The sequence below is a fragment of the Cohaesibacter sp. ES.047 genome, from assembly GCF_900215505.1.
Lineage (GTDB): Bacteria > Pseudomonadota > Alphaproteobacteria > Rhizobiales > Cohaesibacteraceae > Cohaesibacter.
In genome coordinates, this window is record NZ_LT907844.1 from 353669 (window position 1) to 372084 (window position 18416).

16 protein-coding genes are annotated in these 18416 nt (G+C 55.1%); 8 read left to right on the forward strand and 8 right to left on the reverse strand.

The window, feature by feature from the left end; genetic code table 11:
• Positions 1 to 110: 110 nt before the first annotated feature.
• Complete coding sequence (locus CPH65_RS01485) at positions 111 to 821, reverse strand: response regulator transcription factor (RefSeq protein ID WP_096171821.1); 711 nt, start codon at positions 819 to 821, stop codon at positions 111 to 113.
• 699 nt (positions 822 to 1520) lie between these two features.
• Here CPH65_RS01485 and CPH65_RS01490 point away from each other — a divergent pair.
• Both CPH65_RS01490 and CPH65_RS01495 read left to right on the forward strand, forming a co-directional pair.
• Complete coding sequence (locus tag CPH65_RS01490; protein WP_096171822.1) at positions 1521 to 3119, forward strand: phosphoenolpyruvate carboxykinase; 1599 nt, start codon at positions 1521 to 1523, stop codon at positions 3117 to 3119.
• Positions 3120 to 3342: 223 nt separating this feature from the next.
• Positions 3343 to 3849 carry a GNAT family N-acetyltransferase gene (locus CPH65_RS01495; RefSeq protein ID WP_096171823.1) on the forward strand — a complete coding sequence of 169 codons (507 nt, stop codon included), beginning with the start codon at positions 3343 to 3345 and terminating at the stop codon, positions 3847 to 3849.
• A gap of 8 nt (positions 3850 to 3857) precedes the next feature.
• Here the strand turns inward: CPH65_RS01495 and map are convergent, their stop codons facing one another.
• Positions 3858 to 4628, reverse strand: a complete 771-nt coding sequence (gene map / locus CPH65_RS01500) for a type I methionyl aminopeptidase (protein ID WP_157747441.1) — start codon at positions 4626 to 4628, stop codon at positions 3858 to 3860.
• Between the two features lie 194 nt (positions 4629 to 4822).
• Between map and CPH65_RS01505 the strand changes: the two genes are divergently transcribed.
• A complete protein-coding gene (locus tag CPH65_RS01505; protein WP_096171825.1) occupies positions 4823 to 5242 on the forward strand; it encodes a BA14K family protein in 420 nt (139 codons plus the stop codon).
• Between the two features lie 101 nt (positions 5243 to 5343).
• On the opposite strand, the gene CPH65_RS01510 is transcribed toward CPH65_RS01505, so the two are convergent.
• Entirely contained in the window at positions 5344 to 6873 is a 1530-nt protein-coding gene (locus tag CPH65_RS01510; protein WP_096171826.1) for a choice-of-anchor I family protein, read from the reverse strand.
• A 228-nt stretch (positions 6874 to 7101) separates the two neighbouring features.
• On the opposite strand from CPH65_RS01510, the gene CPH65_RS01515 reads away from it, so the two are divergent.
• From CPH65_RS01515 to CPH65_RS01530, 4 genes are all read left to right on the forward strand, one after another.
• The gene (locus tag CPH65_RS01515; RefSeq protein WP_256385207.1) at positions 7102 to 7830 is read left to right on the forward strand and encodes a glycosyltransferase family 25 protein; all 729 of its coding nucleotides are present in this window, start codon (positions 7102 to 7104) and stop codon (positions 7828 to 7830) included.
• A 157-nt stretch (positions 7831 to 7987) separates the two neighbouring features.
• The gene (locus CPH65_RS01520) at positions 7988 to 8767 is read left to right on the forward strand and encodes a class II glutamine amidotransferase (protein ID WP_096171828.1); all 780 of its coding nucleotides are present in this window, start codon (positions 7988 to 7990) and stop codon (positions 8765 to 8767) included.
• A complete protein-coding gene (locus CPH65_RS01525; protein WP_096171829.1) occupies positions 8764 to 9192 on the forward strand; it encodes a DUF1801 domain-containing protein in 429 nt (142 codons plus the stop codon). The genes CPH65_RS01520 and CPH65_RS01525 overlap by 4 nt, the downstream gene beginning before the upstream one ends.
• Positions 9193 to 9333: 141 nt before the next feature.
• Positions 9334 to 10248 carry a DMT family transporter gene (locus CPH65_RS01530; protein WP_096171830.1) on the forward strand — a complete coding sequence of 305 codons (915 nt, stop codon included), beginning with the start codon at positions 9334 to 9336 and terminating at the stop codon, positions 10246 to 10248.
• Between the two features lie 24 nt (positions 10249 to 10272).
• Here CPH65_RS01530 and CPH65_RS01535 read toward each other — a convergent pair whose 3' ends face one another.
• The 3 genes from CPH65_RS01535 to CPH65_RS01545 all read right to left on the reverse strand — a co-directional run bounded on the left by CPH65_RS01535 (position 10273) and on the right by CPH65_RS01545 (position 12716).
• On the reverse strand, positions 10273 to 11652 hold the full coding sequence (locus tag CPH65_RS01535) for an MATE family efflux transporter (protein ID WP_096171831.1): 1380 nt from the start codon (positions 11650 to 11652) through the stop codon (positions 10273 to 10275).
• A gap of 48 nt (positions 11653 to 11700) precedes the next feature.
• Positions 11701 to 12147 (reverse strand): MarR family winged helix-turn-helix transcriptional regulator, encoded by a 447-nt coding sequence (locus CPH65_RS01540; RefSeq protein WP_157747442.1) that lies wholly within the window; start codon positions 12145 to 12147, stop codon positions 11701 to 11703.
• A 173-nt stretch (positions 12148 to 12320) separates the two neighbouring features.
• Positions 12321 to 12716 carry a DUF930 domain-containing protein gene (locus CPH65_RS01545; RefSeq protein ID WP_157747443.1) on the reverse strand — a complete coding sequence of 132 codons (396 nt, stop codon included), beginning with the start codon at positions 12714 to 12716 and terminating at the stop codon, positions 12321 to 12323.
• 437 nt (positions 12717 to 13153) lie between these two features.
• On the opposite strand from CPH65_RS01545, the gene CPH65_RS01550 reads away from it, so the two are divergent.
• On the forward strand, positions 13154 to 13984 hold the full coding sequence (locus CPH65_RS01550; protein ID WP_096171834.1) for an HAD family hydrolase: 831 nt from the start codon (positions 13154 to 13156) through the stop codon (positions 13982 to 13984).
• A 7-nt stretch (positions 13985 to 13991) separates the two neighbouring features.
• On the opposite strand, the gene polA is transcribed toward CPH65_RS01550, so the two are convergent.
• Both polA and CPH65_RS01560 read right to left on the reverse strand, forming a co-directional pair.
• Entirely contained in the window at positions 13992 to 16877 is a 2886-nt protein-coding gene (gene polA / locus CPH65_RS01555; protein ID WP_096171835.1) for a DNA polymerase I, read from the reverse strand.
• A 171-nt stretch (positions 16878 to 17048) separates the two neighbouring features.
• Positions 17049 to 18098 (reverse strand): acyltransferase family protein, encoded by a 1050-nt coding sequence (locus tag CPH65_RS01560; RefSeq protein ID WP_157747444.1) that lies wholly within the window; start codon positions 18096 to 18098, stop codon positions 17049 to 17051.
• Positions 18099 to 18416 lie beyond the last annotated feature (318 nt).

An 18416-nucleotide genomic window follows, 5' to 3' on the forward strand; every position in this document is an offset into this window, starting at 1 on the left:
CTGAGAAATTGGCCATCTCTTTATGCGCTTCAGATCTTTGTGCGTTTCAGGCCGCTCCGTGCGCTTCAAATGTCGCGCACGGTCGTGATATGCACGCCCAGGTGCTTTTCTCAGGCACTTTCACGGAAGCGATAGCCAACGCCGTAGAGGGTTTCGATCATGTCGAAATTGTCGTCGACGGCCTTGAACTTCTTACGCAGGCGCTTGATGTGGCTGTCGATGGTGCGATCATCCACATAGACCTGATCTTCATAGGCAGCATCCATCAAGGCATTGCGGCTCTTGACCACCCCGGGGCGCTGGGCAAGCGAGAAAAGAATCAAAAACTCGGTGACCGTCAAGGTAACAGGTTTACCGTCCCAACTGCAGGTGTGGCGTTCCTGATCCATCGACAGAAGACCGCGCTCAAGCAGATCGGACTTGTTCACCTGGCCCTCGCCCTTGATTACTGTTTCGCGGGCTTGCGCGCGCCTGAGTACCGCCTTGACCCGCTCAACAAGCAGACGTTGGGAGAAGGGTTTGTGGATGAAATCATCTGCGCCCATCTTCAGACCAAACAATTCATCGATCTCGTCATCCTTGGATGTCAGGAAGATGACCGGAAGGTCCGTTTTCTGGCGCAGACGTCGCAGCAGTTCCATGCCGTCCATGCGCGGCATCTTGATATCGAGGATTGCAAGATCGGGCGGCGCGTGCAGCAGGCCATCGAGCCCGGAGGCACCATCTGTATAGGTATCGACCTTGTATCCCTCGCTCTCCAGAGCAATGGAGACGGACGTCAGAATATTTCGATCATCGTCGACAAGCGCAATCGTTGCCATGTCGCTTCCTTTCCATAACCGGTTTTGCTGACCGGCTCGTGATTTTGCGGTTTTACCGCCAAGCAGGCATTCCGCTACGAATATAGGCCGCCCATTGCTTTCATCAACAGGCACGGCGATTCAAAGCTCTTCAGACCTGCCATTCGGACCTGACAGATATGCCAAAAACACATTTCTGTCACCTATGACGGTTGATATGGAGCGATCATCGCCAAAATATGGCCTGCAACATCAATCCACAGGCACGAAAATGCGCAACAAATGAAAACAATTCGCACTCACATGGTCATTTTTGATGTCTTTTGCGCTCTTTTCTGACACGACCGAAGCCAAATTGGCATCACTTTTGTCGAAAGGTCGAACTATTCGACTCTAGCACTTTAGTATAGAAAATTGCGACATAAAGACGTACTTCCCGTTTGCAACTTTGCGGGAAATCAACGACACTCCAGAGTGTCCCGTCTAGAAGTGGCTCGAGTTCGACATAAGGACTGTTACGGAGCCGCCTCCTGCGACCAAGTATGAATGGCGCGACGGCTTCTGGAGGAAGAGACGTCATAAAAAGAGCGGTCATATCCGCCCGACGAACCTGACTTCCGCTTTTCTTTTTGCGGACGATCGATTGCGGTGGCTTGCCGCAATCGGGCTGACCTATAGGTCAGTTTCCCACAACCTAGTGTGTCTCAAGGGGCTTTTAAAGTGAAACAATTCGGCACGATCAACGAATCTTACGGCGTGGATAAAAACGGTCTGCGCAATCTGGAAGCCGTTCATTGGAACTATCGGTATCCAAAACTGGTAGAAGAAGCATTGGCTCGCGGCGAAGGTCGCCTGATCCATGGCGGCGCCTTTGCAGTTGATACCGGTGTTCACACCGGTCGCTCTCCTAAAGACAAATTCACCGTACGCGACGACGTTTCTGAGAACACCATCTGGTGGGACAACAACAAGGCGATGACCCCGGAATCCTTCGATCTTCTGTTCGAAGACATGATGGCTTACGCTGAAGGCAAAGAGCTGTTTGTTCAGGACCTTTACGGCGGCGCTGACATCGACCATCGCCTGCCAACCCGTGTTGTTACCGAACTGGCATGGCAGTCGCACTTCATCCGCAACATGCTGATCCGTCCTGAACATGAAGAACTTGCCTCCTTCATGCCCGAGTTGACCGTTATCGATCTGCCGAGCTTCGAATGCGATCCTGAAAAATATGGTATCCGTTCCAGCACCTGCATCGCGCTGAACCTGAAGAAAAAGATCATTCTGGTTGCTGGCTCTTCCTATGCAGGCGAAATCAAGAAATCTGTCTTCACCACGCTCAACTACCTGCTGCCTGAAAAAGGCATCATGCCGATGCACTGCTCGGCCAACGTTGACGACGAAGGCAACACCGCGATCTTCTTCGGTCTGTCTGGCACCGGTAAAACCACCCTGTCCGCTGACCCGAACCGCACTCTGATCGGTGATGACGAACACGGCTGGGGCGAAAACGGCGTCTTCAACTTCGAAGGTGGCTGCTACGCAAAAACCATCCGCCTGTCTGCTGAAGCAGAACCGGAAATCTTTGCAACCACGCATACTTTCGGTGCAATCGTCGAAAACATGGTTATCGATCCTATTACCGATATCCCTGATTTCGAAGACGGTTCCAAAACGGAAAACACCCGTGTTTCCTATCCGATCGACTTCATCCCGAACGCATCGTTGACCGGCCGTGCTCCGCAGCCGAAAAACATCATCATGCTGACGGCTGACGCTTTCGGTGTGCTGCCTCCGATCGCTAAACTGACCCCGGAACAGGCTATGTATCACTTCCTGTCCGGTTACACCGCGAAAGTGGCTGGTACCGAAAAAGGTGTTACCGAACCTGAAGCAACCTTCTCTACCTGCTTCGGTGCTCCGTTCATGCCGCGCCATCCGTCCGAGTACGGCAATCTTCTGCGCGAAATGATGGAAAAACATCAGGTTACCTGCTGGCTGGTTAACACCGGTTGGACCGGTGGTGCTTACGGCGTCGGTTCCCGCATGCCGATCAAGGCAACCCGCGCCCTGCTGACCGCAGCGCTCAACGGCTCCCTGAGCGACATGGAATTCCGGACCAACGAAATCTTCGGCATCCAGGTTCCGCTTTCCTGCCCTGGCGTTGATGACAAGCTGCTTATGCCTCGCGACACCTGGGCTGACAAAGATGCCTTCGATGCACAGGCCAAGAAACTGGCTGGTATGTTCGTGAAAAACTTCGAATACTACCTGCCACATGTTGACGAAGCAGTAAAAGCTGCCGCTCCGAAAGCCTAGGGCTTTCGCGACATCAAGACACGAAAGGCCCGCCAATGGCGGGCCTTATGCTTTTCAAACACCGCGCTTGATTGCTTCACTGAGATCCAATGGTCAGACTTGCGAAGACGCTGTGTCGCATTCCGCCGACCATCATATGGCCTTATCTTGCCACGAAACCCTTCAATAGACCCCGTTCTGAGAGCCTGCATTTTCACCACACACCGGCGGGGTAGGATTTACCATGGAAATTCGCGAAGAAACCTCTGCTGACGCGGCGGACATTCATACCCTGACACAAAGAGCGTTTGCGCCCATGCCCTACAGCTCTGGCAGCGAAGGCGAGATCATCGACCAATTGCGCCGGGATGGCGATCTTGTGCTGTCGTTGGTGATGGATGATGATGGCATGATTGTCGGCCATGTGGCTTTTTCGAAAATCCAGATCGATGGCACATGGGACAAATGGTATTGCCTCGGCCCTATCTCGGTTGCTCCAGACAAACAGAATCAGGGCATCGGCAAGGCTCTGGTTGGCGAAGGTATGAGGCGCCTTCGCGCTCTTGGTGCCAATGGTTGTATCCTGATCGGCAACCCCGCCTACTATGTCCGGCTCGGGTTCGAATGCGATGGCCAATTACGCTATGGCGCACTGGATCCTTCACTCATTCAGCACATGACCTTTCAAGGCCCCGCACCAAAAGGCACATTGTCCCACGCCGATGCCTTCGAGCAGGCTTTGCAGCAATGAACTCTTGATCAGAGCGTGACGACAATTGGTCCTTTCTTGCTGACAATCACCGTATGCTCGAATTGAGCGGTGAGGCAGCCGGGCGTAAAGAGCTCCCACTCCTTGTCGCCATCAAGCGCGAATTCGGCACCGGTCGACAGAAACGGCTCGATGGCAAGCACCATGCCCTCGACCAGCTTGCGCTTGTCGCGCCGGTCCGGAATGGCGAGCACTTCGGGCTTGTCATGAAGGGTTTCACCCACACCGTGACAGCCGAGCAGATTCTCGATGACCGTATAGCCGCCTTCCAGCGCGATCTCGGCAAAGGCGTTGGGGATCACCTGCATGGCGGCGCCATCTCGGATCTTGCTGACGGCACGATCCCGGGCCTTTTGGGCGGCCTCGACCAATTGCGCCTTTTCAGGCGTGACAGGAGGCAGGATGAAGGTTGCTCCCGCATCGGTGAAGAACCCGCCCTTGCTGGCGGAGACGTCGATATTCACAAGATCGCCGGCCTTGATGACCCGCGTATCCGCCCAGCCATGTGCAATAACCGGTTCGACAGAGATGCAGGTCGCACCGGGAAAGTCATAGACCTGCTCGGGCGCAGACCGCGCCCCTTCTCTTTCAAGGATCTTTCGGCCCAGATCATCAAGTTCCTTGATTGTCATACCCGGTTCGAGTGCCTTGCCCATTTCCTCGATTGCCATGGCGACCGCCTTGCCGCAGTCCTTGAAACCTTCGAGTTGGTCGTTGTTGGTGATGATCATAGTGGCGTGAAGATCCTTGGCGTTTTGCATGATATAACACATGCTTATCGCATTTGACATTGCGCTGACAAGCTGTGATCGCTCCCACCAGCATCAACGCGCCTCGCTTTATCCGGGAGACTTCGCCTCATGGCTACAGAAAAGACATACTCCTGTGTCACGGAACCAATGTGCGTGCGAAATAGTTGTCTTGAGAGATATTCAAACATAGAGAGGCGCAAATCATGAAAAGGCAAATTGCTGCAGCATTCATGGCTGCCTGTATTGGCATGGTTGCCGTTCCTGTATCGGCTGAACCGCTTCCGCCATTCAAGCACTTCAAGAAAGAACGACATTACAACGACAAGCGAAACTTCAAGCGGCACTGGGGACGTAATGATCACAGACGCCCCAGAATGGCGCCTCGCAATCACAGGCGCCATCATCGCGACGACGACGACAATGGTGCGGCGCTCGCAGCAGGGGCCATCTTCGGGGCGATCGCCGGGACGATCCTGTCCGACATGAACAAGCGCCAGGCGCCGCCGCCAGAGTATGGCGGGTACTGCAACTATGATGCGTGCGCCAATCGATATCGCAGCTTCCGGGGTTCGGATTGCACCTTCCAGCCCTACAATGGCCCGCGACGCTATTGTCGCATGTAGCAAGTGCATTGCCAAAGGCCGAAATGCCGGAACACAGTGCTCGAATGAAAAAGGCCCGCAGACAGCGGGCCTTTGTTGTTTCTCTGTCACGCCATCAAGCGCTACTTGATCGCCCACAGGGTGGTGGTGCCGGAGACTTCGTTGGCGACGGCCAGCATCGGTTTGCCGCTTGGGCTGTCTTCACCAGCGATGAACTTGACGCCTTCCGGGCCGATGTCGCCTGCGGTCAGCTTTTCGGATTCACCCTCAAGCTTGGCGTTGCTGGCATAGGTTACGAAAGAGGACTTGGCTGGATCGGTGATGTCATAGACCATGATGCCGCTCTGACGCTCAAGACCGACGAAGGCGTAGAGCTTGCCATCCACTTCACCCAGTTCGATGGCCTCGGGCTCAGCGCCCTTGTCATCGGAGCGATTGTCGAAGCTTTCGTTTGCGCCCTGACTGTTGAAAGCGCTCGGCGCCAGTTCGGCGATCTTGGCTTCGATTTCGGTGCCGCTGTCAAAGACCATTTCGCCCATCTCGTTGAAGATTGAGAAAGACCGACCGCCGTAGCCATAGATGACGTCGAAATCGCCATCGCCATCACGATCCCCTTGCGAGGTGGTGATTTTGAGACGACCAAGATTTTCCTTTTTCTGCAGCTCTTCGGCATTCGGGAAGGCCGCCGGGTCGAGTTTGGCCTTGCCAAGTCGGGTTTCTTCGGAATAGCCGTCATAATCGCGGCTATCGCCTTCGTTGGCCATGACGACATAATTCACGCCATCCTTGGTGAAGGCGTCAATGGTGTCCGGCATGCGGAAAGACAGAACAGGCCAGTTCTGGCGGTTTATTTTGCCGTCCTTATCGGAAAGATCGACGAGCTCTTTGGAATAGTCCTGAAACCCGAGCGTGAAGACCTTTTTCAGGGCGGCACTGTCGACGTCAATCACTGCAATCGCGTTGCTTTCCTGCAGGGACACAAAAGCGGTCTTGCTGTCCGGCGTGATCGCAACATATTCCGGCTCGATCTGCTGGGTGAAGGAGATACCCTCAGGAGCAGCCGTGTGGAAGTCATCGCCGAAATCTTTGGCTTTCAGCGCGTCAAACGTGATCGTCTTCACCTCAAGCGAAGGGACGGACACGATGGAAACGGTGCCTTCAGGATCGGTCTTGAAATCGTCGGACGGCTCGCCTTCGTTGGCAACAATCACAAAGTCACCATTGGGAGCAAAGACAACGCAATCGGGTAGAGCGCCGACGGTGGCTTCACCGACGAGCGTTCCGTCGGTTTTGTAGAGGACCAGTTTGCCGTCAGCCTGCTTGTCTTCCGCTTCCACTGCGATGGCAACATACTCACCATGAACCGACACGGAATTGGCGCCCTTGCCGTGCTTGGTGACATCAATTGCACCGGCCTTCTTGATCTCAGCCGGGTTGGAGATATCCAGCATGTCGATGGATTTGTCGAGACCATTGACGACATAGAGCATCTTGCCTGCCTTGTCATAGGAGACAATTTCAGCGGCCCCCTCGTCGAAGACGCCTACGGAATAGGTCGAGATCGGCTCGATGGTAAGGGCTGCAGCTTCAGAGGCGAAGGGCAGTGCGAGGCAGCTGGTCAGAAGCAGCGCCTTGGAGAAACTTTTTAGCATCGGTGTTCCCTTGGTTCGGTAATGAAACATGCCTCCCCTTAACGGCCCGATGTGACAGCCACGTGAAGTCCATACCGATGCACCAGATCTGTACTTCAGGCCCACTCTTGCGGATGGGCCTTGCGGATTGATTGTTGCTTTGCAATTCTGTATTGCAAAGCAATCGCTCGATGGATTTTTGGAAACCAGACATGCCCCAGCCGCCCCCCCTTCGTTCAGGTCATCAATTTGTGGCGCCAAGAAGACCGTCGCCAAGCGATGTCAAAACGCCTGTCTGATCTCAATATCGATTATCAAATTCTCGACGCGGTGGATTTCAAGGATCTGGAGCCGACGATCAAACGGCATTTCTCTTTAAGGATGCTCCGGGTTCTCTCGCTGGGTGAAATTGCCTGCGCGATGAGCCATCGTCTTGCCCTTCAGCGCATCGTTGACGGCGGACACCCTTACGGGATCGTCCTAGAGGATGACGCGATCCTGCCCGATGACTTCAGCGACTGGATCGATAGCCTCTCGGCCTATCCAGACGACATGGAGCTGGTCAAGCTCAGCGGGCATTATGCGCCCTATCAACATGCCTGGAAGTTCGGCGAGCACAAGCAACGGGATATTCTGTTTGCGCCGCGCTGCTCGTCGGGAACAGCGTGCTATCTGGTCAAGGCGGGCGCAGCCAAAAAGCTGGCCGCCAATCTCTCGATCATCGATGAACCGATCGACCGCCTCCTCGCCAACCAGTATCGCAACCGCATCAATCTCTATGAGGTTTGCCCTTTCCCCGTACGGCTCGACGAATGCGAGTCGACCATATCGGACCGGCTCAACAAGCCGCTGAAGAAAGACTTCAAGCTCGTCATTCAGAAGAAAATCTGGCGGTTCCAGCAATCTATGGGGATGCGCTACATGATCTTACGCAAGCTTGGTCTGTTTGCCGCCATTAATGCCAAAACAAAAGCGTAACGCGCCCTTTTGAGCGGGTAGTCACCGCCGAAAGCGAAACCGCCGCCCATGACTTGTGCACTTCGGGAGCTCCTCATGTGCCTGCGCCTTGCCGCAAATAAGCACAACAGTGTATTTGAAAAGCTCAGCCAATTTCTTTTGCCGACAGGAGAGCAAGATGTGCCGCTGGATCGCATACAAGGGGCAACCGGTTTTTCTGGAGCATTACATCACCACAGCCGAGCACTCGCTCATTCATCAAAGTCTTCATGCCGAACAGGGCAAGACCGAAACCAACGGCGACGGCTTTGGCATCGGATGGTACGGATCGCGGCCAGAGCCGGGCATTTACCGCGAGATTTTGCCCGCGTGGAATGATGGCAATCTCAAAAGCCTCGCCTCACAGATCCAGTCACGCCTGTTCTTCGCTCACGTCCGCGCCTCGACCGGAACAGAGACCAGCCGCGCCAATTGCCACCCCTTCGCACTTGATCAATGGATGTTCATGCACAATGGCCAGGTCGGTGGGTATGGCGCCTTGCGACGGCTGCTTGAGAGCATGCTCGATGATGACCACTATGCGCACCGGACCGGCACCACAGATTCCGAGCTGTTGTTCCTTTTGGCCATGCAGGAGGATCTTCGCTCCTGCCCCAAAAAGGCTCTTGCCAAGGTTCTCAGGCGGGTCGTTAACGGCATGGCGGAGAAAGGCATCTCCACCCCCTTGCGCTTCACCTCCTGCCTCTCCGATGGCGAACGTCTGATCGGGTTTCGCTGCTCAAGCGATCATCAGGCTCCGTCGCTGTTTTATCGCCGCTATGACAATGGCGACGTCATTCTGGTCTCCGAACCCATCGACAGGCAGCTTGAATGCTGGCAGGAAGTGCCGCAAGATCATGTGGTCTGCTTCACGGGCGGTAAAATGGTGATGAGCGAGATGGCGATACAGGTACAATGACGCAGTCTCTTGACAAGATGAGCAAGGACGTTGAGGCCGCTTTTGCAGCGTTTCCCGATCCCGCACGGATGGCCTTGTTGACGGTTCGGCGTTGGATCCATGAAATTGCCGGGGCGCGAAGCGATGTCGGTGCGATCCATGAAGAAGTCAAATGGGGGCAACCCAGCTTTGCCACGCGCCCCAAGACCGGGTGCCCGATCCGGCTGGGGATGCCCAAAGATGGCAGAAGCGCTGCGCTTTATGTGCCCTGTCAAAGCAAGCTGATCGCACAATTGAGGGAGCATTATGATGCCTCCCCTCCGGCCAACTGGCAGTTCGAGGGCAAACGGGCCATCCATTTCGACCCGACCAAACCACTGCCAGAAACCGAATTGCGCCATGCGATCACGCTTGGCCTGACCTATTACAGCGCCAAGCGCGACTGACTGGCGCCGGCCAACGTACATGCCCGCCGATTGTCTGGCCGCACGTCTGAACGCATCCAGACGCTGGATTCTCTTGTGAGACCGTGTTAATGGCCCGAGAGCGCCGTGAGAAACGCGGCGCCCCTGCCCTGAAAGAAGACAATGCCTCTTTGGATCGCCATCACGATTTCTGCTGCGTTTTTGCAGAATATCCGCTCTGTGCTGCAAAAACACCTGAAGGGCACGCTCAGCACCACCGGAGCGACGTTCATTCGCTTCGCGTTTGGTGTTCCCTTCGCCCTTATCTATCTGTTTGGCTATGCCTGGCTGACGGGTGCGGCCATCCCTTCAGCAAACGGCGATTTCGTCTTCTGGGTGGTCATCGCGGCTTTGGCACAGATTGGCGGGCAGATGTTGCTGGTGATGCTGTTTTCCTTCCGCAACTTTGCGGTGGGCACGGCCTACAGCCGCACAGAACCGGCGCAGGCGGCTCTCTTTGCCTTCATCGTCTTTGCCGAAACCATCTCGGCAACGGCGATCCTTGCCATCGTGATGGCTGTGCTCGGGGTGATGCTCATATCGGTTGCCCGCACGCCCTTCTCATGGCGCAGCCTTGTCATTTCGACCTTTTCGCGCACCGCGCTCATCGGGCTCGGGTCCGGGGCCTTCTTCGGCATCGCTGCGGCCGGGTTTCGCGCCGCATCGCTGTCTCTCGAACCTGACATGGCCTCGCCAGACTTCATCCTGCAGGCCGGGTTCACGCTGGTTGCCGCGACGGGCTTTCAGACGCTTTTAATGGGATGTTACATGGCGCTCAAACAGCCAGAGCAGTTCGGCAATATCGCACGCGCATGGAAACCGTCGCTGGCGACCGGTTTTGTCGGTGCAACCGCATCCTTTGGCTGGTTCATGGCGATGACCTTGCAACAATCGGCGATCGTCAAGGCACTGGCCCAGATCGAAATGCTGTTCTCTTTTGCGTCCTCGGTCTTCATCTTCAAGGAAAGCATAAACCGGCTCGAGATCACCGGATGCCTGTTCATCGTCTGCGGCGTGCTCATTCTGGTTCTGGGATAGAACCAAGCCGGTTCAGCCGCGATGTCACTGCGCTGGCTGCTCGCCCAGCTCCAGCGAGGCCGTCTCCTTGTCATGGGGCAGGTATTTCTTGAGATAGGGATAGACAAGAAACACCGCCATGATTACCGATACCAGATCGGCGGTCGGCTGGGCAAAGACCACGCCATCCAGACCAAACCATGCATTCATCACAAACAGCATAGGGATGAAAACAAAGCCCTGACGGCTGATTGAAAGAACCAGCGATTCCCGTGCCGCTCCCATGGCCTGCAACGTGTTGATGAAGACAAACATCACACCGACAATGGGACCGGAGAAGAGCAGGATATGCACGAAGCGGACGCCCTGATCGACGACGCTCTTGTCTTCGATGAAGGCGCTGATGATAAGGTCCGAGCTGAGAAAGGTCACCAGTGTCAGGACGCTGCCCATCACCAGTGCATAGACCATCGAAACATTGAGGATCGAACGAAAGCGCTGGGCATTGCCCGCCCCGAAGCTATAGCCCAGAAGCGGCTGGATGCCGGCACCAAGACCGATCTGCAACAGGACCGCGATCATCATCACCTTGGATGCAATGCCCATGGCGGCGATGGCCACATCGCCATATGCGGTGAGCACATTGTTCAGAATGATGACCGACGTGCTCATCATGACATTGTTGAGCGCCGCCGGCACACCGATGGCAACAACCGGCCAGAGAACGCCCTTGATGCGGAAATCCTTGAAGGCAATGGACAGCCTGAAGCGGCCACGCGAAAACATGGAGAGGAAGTATCCCGCCGAGACGATGTTGCCGATCAGCGTTGCAACGGCAGCACCGGCAACGCCCATGTCCAGTCCGATGATAAAGATCGGATCGAGCAGGATGTTGAGGGCGGTGCCCAGCATCATGCCGATCATGGCCTGCTTGGCCTTGCCTTCGGCCCGAACGATGTTGCCAAAGGCAATCGAGATGATCACAAAGGGCGCACTGGGCGCGATATACAACAGATATTGCCGTGTCGGTCCAATCGTATCCTCGCTGACGCCGATGGCTGACAGAATGGTCGACATCTCGACAAAGAAGACAAGCGAGAACAGGATGCCAACGATCCATGAGGCATAAAAACAAAAGGAGCTGACCTGCTGGGCGTAGGCTTGACGTTTCTCACCAAAGGCACGAGAAATGACCGACGTGCCCCCAATGCCGATGAGGTTACCGGTTGCCATGAAAAGCAAGAACACCGGGGTCGCCAACGAAACGGCGGCGACCTGTATCGGGTCATTGGTCTGGCCAACGAAGAAGGTGTCGGCAATGTTGTAGATCAGGATGACAATCATGCCAACAATGGTCGGAATGGCATTCTTCAGAATGGCTTTCGGGACCGACATGCTTTCGAATTGTTCGTTGTCATTATCCATGCTGGTTATTCTCTTGTTCTTGCTTGCCGCCGTTTTTGCGACGTCAGCCTAATCCTGTATATTGGCGAGCAACCGCTCGAGCATGATCTTCAGATCCGCGACCTCTTGGGGGGTCATTTTGTCGATCAGGCAGGCTTCTATGGTTTGCCTGGTGGCCTGCACCTGACGATGTATCTGCTGCTCGGCGGGAGCGAGGGTGATGATCTTGCGTCGCCCGTCTTCCGGGTCGGGCATCGCCGCGATCAATTCCTTTTGCTCCAGACGTTTCAAGACACCAACCACGGTCGGGTGGGCAATCCCGAAGTGTTCCTCAAAATGCTTGGGCGTCGTTGTCTTGCCCATGCGGGTGCGCAGGAAATACAGAAACTGGGCTTGCGTCATCGTCAGCCCGAAAGGCTGCAATTTCGCATCCACCATCTGTTTCGTGCCATCGTTGAGTTGTTTGAGGAGGAAGCCGATTGTTTTTTCTTCGTGCTCACCACGTTCATTGGGCATCGGCTCCCTCCTCATTAACGGCCTTCGTTTTGCGGGGACCGTTTCGTCCTGTCTATATATGTAGCGTGCTACATTTTACAACGCAAAAAAATGTGAAGGGTTAACAAGCCCCGTCCCTTGTTGAGAATTCTGTTGATATTACGAGCCGCAAAGACAGCCTGAAGCGCTTTTCCTTAGGGGAAAAGATTGTACTTACCCCAGTCATTCCTTGGGATCTTGTCGCCCTTGCTAAAATCGAACTCGACGATCTCCATGCGGTCTGCGCTGGTGGTGCAGCTGTAGCTCAGGCGATACCAGACACCAGCCTTGCGATAAGCCGCCCCGGGCGCATCGAGATGATTGCCTTTATAGTGCATCGGCTCGAAGGTGTAGGCAACCACGCGGTCTGCGTTGAGCTTGGCCAGCGTTTCCAGCTCGCAGCGCTGGATGAGCTGTTCGGACGGCTCCATATCCTTAAGCGCGGCGAGCTCGCGCTTGTGCAGCCCCCGAGCATCGACTGACTGGCTCAATGCCACAAGGGACACGAGTGAGAGGGCCAGAAGAGACAGTGTCAGGCGGGAAAGGGGCATTAGGGAAGAGGATAGAATGCTGATTTGGTGTTTCATTGTGCCTCAATATCGCGTCGCAGGCGGGTCTGCAAGCTGAGATCTGGTATCGGAGCCCATCGGAGGATACAAGCCGCTGATGCTCAGTTCGGATTTTGGACCATGGACGTATCGGCACAAGGGGCTGCTGTCTTTGACGTCGGTCAGTTGCCTTGAAAGCGGGTGTCGGTCATCCACCACGGACTTGGCCTGGCTCGGATTTGGCTTGGCTCGGATTTGACTTGGCCGAAGCCCGGACCGCTGCCGTTGATCCGGCAGCTTTATGCCCCCCGAATGCGGTAAAAATTTGGCTAGAAACAACTGCAACGCCTCTCGGCAGCAAAAACTGTTAAGCAACTAATAATTGAACAGGAGACGTGCTATACTAATATTCAAATGGAAACGGAAAATGGAAACTTGGAATGACAAGTTCAACTCGCTGCGCGATTATTTATGATTTCGATGGAACTTTGGCAAAGGGAAACCTGCAAGAAACCAGTTTCATTCCGGAAGTTGGTCTAACGAAAGAAGAGTTTTGGTCAGAAGTTAAATCTCGCACAAAAGCTAACGATGCAGATGAAATATTGGTCTATATGCAATTGATGCTCGAACTGTCGGCATCTAATAACAAACCTCTCACAAAGTCGATGCTAAGTAATCATGGACAGGCTGCCCAGCTTTTCCCAGGTCTCAGCGACAAAACTTGGTTCAAGAGAATTAATCAGCATGCGAAGAAACTAAACCTATCTTTAGAGCACTATATTATTTCGTCTGGAATCGACGAAATGATTGACGGCTGCTCAATAAGAGATTGCTTTACTAAAATATTCGCCTCTAAGTTTATTTATGAATCAGAGAAAGCTGTTTGGCCCGGAGCAGGAATTAATTACACAACGAAAACACAATATTTATTTCGCATCAACAAAGGCATCAATAATCACTGGGACAATACTACCATAAATAGCTACATTCCTGAACCAGAAAGACCTATTCCTTTTGAGCATATGGTCTTTCTGGGTGATGGAGATACAGACATTCCTACTATGAAAATGTTGACCTATAAGGGAGGTAACTCAATAGCTGTTTATGATGAGAGCAAGAATTCAAGAGATCTAGACAAAATCCATACATTGATTTCTGACGGGAGAGTAAATTTTATTGCTCCCGCAAACTATAAAGAGCATTCTTCTCTAGACATAATTGTAAAAGGCATCATCGGCAGGATAGCTCGGCAACAGGGTTATCGTCCATAATTCCCCCTCAATGCGCCTCGTCCCAGTTGTCGGCGGCTTCGGCGTCGACTTTCAGGGGGACCGAAAGCTGGAGCGTTGGCATGGGGGCGTCGATCATGATTTTCTGCACCAGCGGGATCGTTGCCTCAACCTCGCCTTCGGGCACTTCAAAAATCAATTCATCGTGCACCTGAAGCAGCATCTGGGCGCTGAGCTTTGAGGCTTCCAGCGCGTCGTCCATGCGGATCATGGCGCGGCGCAGGATGTCGGCTGCCGAGCCCTGAATGGGGGCGTTGATGGCGGCGCGCTCCTGGAACGACTTCATGTTGGGATTTTTGGAATTGATCTCCGGATAGTGGATCTTGCGGCCAAAGATGGTTTCCACATAGCCATGCTCGCGGGCCTGTTTCTTGGTCTCTTCCATATAGTCGCGGATACCGGGGAAGCGCTCGAAATAGGTGTCGATATACTCCTTGGCCTCGGTGCGCGAAATGCCAAGCTGGTTGGCAAGACCAAAGGCCGAGATGCCATAGATGATGCCGAAGTTGATCGCCTTGGCGCGGCGGCGGGTGGCCGAATCCATGCCCTCGATGGGCACGTTGAACATTTCCGACGCCGTCATGGCATGAATGTCCTGTCCGTCCTCGAAGGCTTTTTTCAGTTGCTCGATCCCGGCGATATGGGCGAGCACCCGCAACTCGATCTGGCTATAGTCGGCCGAGATCAGTTTTTGGCCCGGTGTGGCGACAAAGGCGGTGCGGATTTTGCGCCCTTCCTGCGTGCGAACCGGAATGTTCTGCAGGTTCGGATCAGACGATGAGAGCCGCCCCGTGCTGGTTGCCGCCAGTGAATAGGAGGTGTGAACCCGCTTTGTCTCAGGATTGATGAAGGTTGGCAGCGCGTCGGTGTAGGTGCTCTTGAGCTTGGAAAGCTGGCGCCAGTCGACGACTTTGCGCGGCAGTTCGTGGCCCGTGGCGGCGAGGTCTTCGAGTACGCCAGCCGAGGTCGACCAGGCACCGGTCTTGGTCTTCTTGCCACCGGGCAGGCCCTGTTCGCCAAACAGGATATCGCCCAACTGCTTGGGGCTGCCAATATTGAAAGGCTTGCCCGCGAGGGTATGGATTTCCTCCTCCAGCGCGGCCATCCCTTGGGCAAAGGTGCCGGACAGGCGCGACAGGATCTGGCGGTCCACCGAAATGCCGCGGCGCTCCATCTTGGTCAGGACAGGAAGCAATGGACGCTCAAGGCGCTCATAGACGCGGGTCATCCGGTCGGCAGCAAGGCGCGGCTTCAGCACCATCCAGAGGCGCAGGGTGACGTCGGCATCCTCGGCGGCATAGGCGGTGGCCTTGTCGATGGCGATCTTGTCAAAGGTGAGTTGGTTCTTGCCGCTACCCGCCACTTCCTTGAAGGGGATTGGCTGGTGGCCGAGCCAGAGGTCGGACAGCTCATCCATGCCGTGGCCATGCTTGCCCGCGTCGAGTGCATAGGATAGCAGCATGGTGTCATCAAAGGGCGCGAGATCGATGTCGTAGCGACTGAGCAGCAGGGTGTCATATTTGAGATTCTGCCCGATCTTGAGGATGGTGGGATCCTCGAGCAGGGATTTGAGCATGGCGAGTGCATCATCAAAGGCAATCTGGCCCTCGGCGCGGCCACCTCCGAACATGTCGCCGTCACCCACTGTGTGATCGAGCGGGATGTAACAGGCCTTGCCCGGCTCGGTCGCGAGCGACACGCCGACCAGTTTGGCCTGCATGGCATCAAGGCTGTTGGTCTCGGTGTCGACAGACACATGGCCGATGCGCTTGGCCTCATCGAGCCAGACTTGCAGCTCGTCTGTGGTGGTAACGGTCTGATAGGCGTCCCGGTCGATGGGTAGAGCGGCCACGTCGGCGGCAATCTTGGCCGCCAGATGGGCCGGTGTTTTCAGACCATCATCCGCGTCTTCAGCCTTTTCGGCCTTTTCGGGTGCTTCCCAGCCGACGATTTCCAGCGCGCATGGTTCGACCACATCCGCCTCGGTCTCGGTCGCCTCGGCAACGCGGCGGGTCAGCGAGGTAAATTGCATCGTCTTGAGAAAGGAGACGATCTTGACGCCGTCCAGATCGCAGCAGACCAGATCATCGATACCGAGCGGCAGCGGCACATCGCGCTTGAGATAGACCAACTCTTTGGAAATCCGAGCCTGATCGGCAAATTCGATGAGGTTTTCGCGCCGCTTCTTCTGTTTGATGCCGTCGGCTTGGGCCAGCAGGGTTTCCAGATCACCATAATCATTGATCAGCTGGGCTGCGGTCTTGATGCCAATGCCGGGCACGCCGGGGATGTTGTCGACCGAATCGCCCGCCAGCGATTGCACCTCGACCACCTTGTCAGGCGCGACGCCGAACTTGGCCAGCACCTCCTCCTCGTTAATCACCTTGTTCTTCATGGTATCGACCATCAGCACGCCGGGCCGGACGAGCTGCATCAGATCCTTGTCCGAGCCGATGATGGTGACATCCGCACCCGCTTCCAGCGCACGCTCGGAATAGGTGGCGATGATATCATCGGCCTCATAGCCTTCAAGCTCGATGCAGGCGATGTTGAAGGCCCGGACGGCATCGCGGATGAGGCCGAACTGCGGGATAAGATCTTCCGGTGCTGGTGGCCGGTGGGCCTTGTATTGCTCATAGATATCGCTGCGGAAAGTCTTGCCCTTGGCGTCGAAAATCACTGCCATGTGGGTGGGGGTGACCCCGGCGAGCCCGTTGTCGCCCTCCTGCATCAGCTTCCAGAGCATGTTGCAAAAGCCGGAAACCGCGCCGATCGGTAGCCCATCGCTCTTGCGGGTCAGCGGCGGCAGCGCGTGGTAGGCGCGGAAAATATAGGACGAGCCGTCAACCAGAAAGAGATGCGGTTTTTGTGCCATTGGATGTCCTTCGTCGCTCTGCCGGTTGTTCACCGGATATGTGAACAAACCATGATCATGATTGGCTCAGACCTTAGCCAACGACGGGGGGAAAGAAAAGACCAAAAACAAAAAGCCCCGCATGCCGGACGGCACGGGGGCTTGAGAGGTTAGGCAGATGGCCGCAGTGATTTATTCGGCTGGAACCATTTCCACACGGCGCAGTCTCAACCGGGCCCACTCGGGCCGCACATAAAGAAAAGTTCCGATCTTCAGGCGCTTGACCGCTTCAAACATCACAATCGCACCGGCAATCGCTGTCAGGGATACCAGAAAGGCGATGGTGCCGACATCGATCACATCGGTAAAGCGGGAGAGCGCAAGACGGGACACGCCCATGGGCAGGAAAAAGCCCAGATAGATCGGCAGGGACCGCTGGCCACAGAACCGCAGGAGGTGCGCCGGGGTTCCGGCAAGGCCGCTCTTGGGCACTATCGCGATCAGACCGATCACCGCCACGAAGCCCAACACGCCCATCAGTATGGTCACCGGCAGGATGTCACCATAGCCGAGATAGACGACTGCGCCATTCACACCGGCCCAAAGCGACAGTCCCGCAAACACCGTGTATCGATTCCGGTCTGCTGCTCCGGCGAGGGAGAACCACAGGTCCCGCCCAAAATGCCCGGCCAGAAAGAAGACGTAATATTTCGAGAAGAAATCGACGACATTGATGCCGGTGTGCGTGAGATAGGCCTTGCAGGCAATGGCGATGACAAATTGCGCCAGCATTGGTACGGGCTTCGTGACACGCAGCACGAGAAAATAGATCGGCAACAGATAGATGAACCAGAGCAGACCGAAAGGCTGGACGAAGGACGCGATATAGTAGGAGAGTGTGCCCTCTGATCCCAATGTCTGGATGAAGAAGGGCGTCTTGAAGATGAACTGGATCGTCATCCAGATCACATAGAAATAGGCGAAGTGGACAAACTTGCTGTCAAGGAACGTGCGCCAGTCCTTGGAAATGGCGTTGGCCGCGAACAGCCCCGCAACAGCAAAGAACACAGGCATCCGGAAAGGCGTTGCAAAGGCGAGCACGTGATGCATCCAGCCTTCGCTGTCGAAATGAAGCTCGACCCCTCCGGTAGAATGCATGATAACCACGAGCAAAATGGTGAGGCCCTTGGCAAGGTCAATCCACTCGATTCGCTGCTTGTTTGCTACTGGCTGTTGCGCCATTTCCCGGCTCCGTCCTTTTCTTAGGAATTTCGTTCCAAATTTAGTCATCGGTGCCACTATGATCGCGATGGACACACGAGTCCCACGCCATCCGTATTTAACCTTAACGCAATATCCAAGTATTTGATTTGTAAATATTATTCCGACATCACATTGATGTGAGAGGGGAGCCGGTACGGGCAGTTTAGGTTAATGGCCTGTCGCATCTCATGCGTCTCGGGCGCTGATATGTGGATGTTAACGGGCTTTTTGGGATCGCGCGGTTAATATTTTTGCCGAATCATTGCCCAGCTCCCTGAAAGTGCGGGGCGCTCACGA

Coding starts and splice junctions, on each gene's coding strand:
- map (WP_157747441.1), bottom strand. CDS start 4,628: ATGCAAAACGCCAAGGATCTTCACGCCACTATGATCATCACCAACAAC.
- CPH65_RS01540 (WP_157747442.1), bottom strand. CDS start 12,147: ATGCCCAATGAACGTGGTGAGCACGAAGAAAAAACAATCGGCTTCCTC.
- CPH65_RS01525 (WP_096171829.1), top strand. CDS start 8,764: ATGACGCAGTCTCTTGACAAGATGAGCAAGGACGTTGAGGCCGCTTTT.
- CPH65_RS01545 (WP_157747443.1), bottom strand. CDS start 12,716: ATGCCCCTTTCCCGCCTGACACTGTCTCTTCTGGCCCTCTCACTCGTG.
- CPH65_RS01535 (WP_096171831.1), bottom strand. CDS start 11,652: ATGGATAATGACAACGAACAATTCGAAAGCATGTCGGTCCCGAAAGCC.
- CPH65_RS01520 (WP_096171828.1), top strand. CDS start 7,988: ATGTGCCGCTGGATCGCATACAAGGGGCAACCGGTTTTTCTGGAGCAT.
- CPH65_RS01560 (WP_157747444.1), bottom strand. CDS start 18,098: ATGGCGCAACAGCCAGTAGCAAACAAGCAGCGAATCGAGTGGATTGAC.
- CPH65_RS01495 (WP_096171823.1), top strand. CDS start 3,343: ATGGAAATTCGCGAAGAAACCTCTGCTGACGCGGCGGACATTCATACC.
- CPH65_RS01550 (WP_096171834.1), top strand. CDS start 13,154: ATGACAAGTTCAACTCGCTGCGCGATTATTTATGATTTCGATGGAACT.
- polA (WP_096171835.1), bottom strand. CDS start 16,877: ATGGCACAAAAACCGCATCTCTTTCTGGTTGACGGCTCGTCCTATATT.
- CPH65_RS01485 (WP_096171821.1), bottom strand. CDS start 821: ATGGCAACGATTGCGCTTGTCGACGATGATCGAAATATTCTGACGTCC.
- CPH65_RS01505 (WP_096171825.1), top strand. CDS start 4,823: ATGAAAAGGCAAATTGCTGCAGCATTCATGGCTGCCTGTATTGGCATG.
- CPH65_RS01530 (WP_096171830.1), top strand. CDS start 9,334: ATGCCTCTTTGGATCGCCATCACGATTTCTGCTGCGTTTTTGCAGAAT.
- CPH65_RS01510 (WP_096171826.1), bottom strand. CDS start 6,873: ATGCTAAAAAGTTTCTCCAAGGCGCTGCTTCTGACCAGCTGCCTCGCA.